Below are 1,082 nucleotides of genomic sequence, written 5' to 3' on the forward strand. Positions count from 1 at the left end.
GGCAACTTCGAAAAACTGGAAGTTGCGGGCAACGGTGCGACTACCACGATCAACGACACCATCGATAAGGTCGATGTAGTTCTGACTGCCACCACCACCGTCGGCGAAGGCGGCACTATCGTTTACACCGCCAGCCTTGTAGATAAAAACGGTACACCGGTGACTAACATCACCAACCCGCTCAACGTCACGCTGTATAACGGTTAGAGCATCAACATCGGTGTGAATCAGACGTGTGTCTCAGTTACCACGGAAGCGGCGGACGAAGACGACAAGGGAGACCAGAACGTCACCACCGCTATCAAGGGTGTGACCGGTGGCGAGCACTTTGAGAACCTGGTGCCTGTCACCGATAAAGTCACCACGACTGTGACGGACACTCCGGGCACCGACAACACTACTACCGTTACACTAACGGCTCCGTCCGAAGCAAACGAAGGTGGCCAGATCACCTACACCGCGACCTTGAGCAACAAGGCCGGTACTGACGTCACCCTGAAGTTGGATAACGGTTCGTCGATCACCATCAAGGCCGGCGAAACCGTCGGCACTGTGACCGTCCCTGCGCCTACCGATGATGTGTTTATCGATAAGAGCACTCAGACCGTCAAGATCACTGACGCTTCTGGCGGCAACTTCGAAAAACTCGAAGTGGCAGGCAACGGTGCGACTACCACGATCAATGACACCATCGATAAAGTCGACGTAGTTCTGACCGCCACCACCTCCGTCGGCGAAGGCGGCAACATCGTTTACACCGCCAGCCTTGTGGATAAAAACGGTGCGCCGGTGACTAACATCACTAATCCGTTGACCGTCACGCTGGATAACGGCGAGACCATCACCATCGGAGTGAATCAGTCCAGCGGCACTGTTTCGATCTTGGCACCGGATGATGTCTAAAAAGGTGCCCAGACTGTCACTACCGCCATTCAAGGCGTGACCGGTGGCGAGCACTTCGAGAATCTGGTTCCAGGCACTACGGCGGTGAACACCACCGTCACCGATACCCCAGGCACAGACAATACTACGACTGTCACGTTAACTGCGCCGAATGCAGTGAACGAAGGTGGCCAGATCAC

Annotated in this window: 2 protein-coding genes; both read left to right on the forward strand. The window is 55.3% G+C overall.

The window, feature by feature from the left end; translation table 11 throughout:
• Positions 1-207, forward strand: a 207-nt coding sequence (locus tag CER19_RS29240; protein WP_256660534.1) for an immunoglobulin-like domain-containing protein, incomplete at its 5' end; no start/stop codon positions are given.
• Positions 208-222: 15 nt separating this feature from the next.
• Positions 223-903, forward strand: coding sequence for an immunoglobulin-like domain-containing protein (locus CER19_RS29245; protein WP_256660535.1), 681 nt, complete (start codon positions 223-225; stop codon positions 901-903).
• Positions 904-1,082 lie beyond the last annotated feature (179 nt).

Source organism: Pseudomonas sp. GL93 (assembly GCF_003408955.1).
Classification (GTDB): Bacteria; Pseudomonadota; Gammaproteobacteria; order Pseudomonadales; family Pseudomonadaceae; genus Aquipseudomonas; species Aquipseudomonas paracarnis.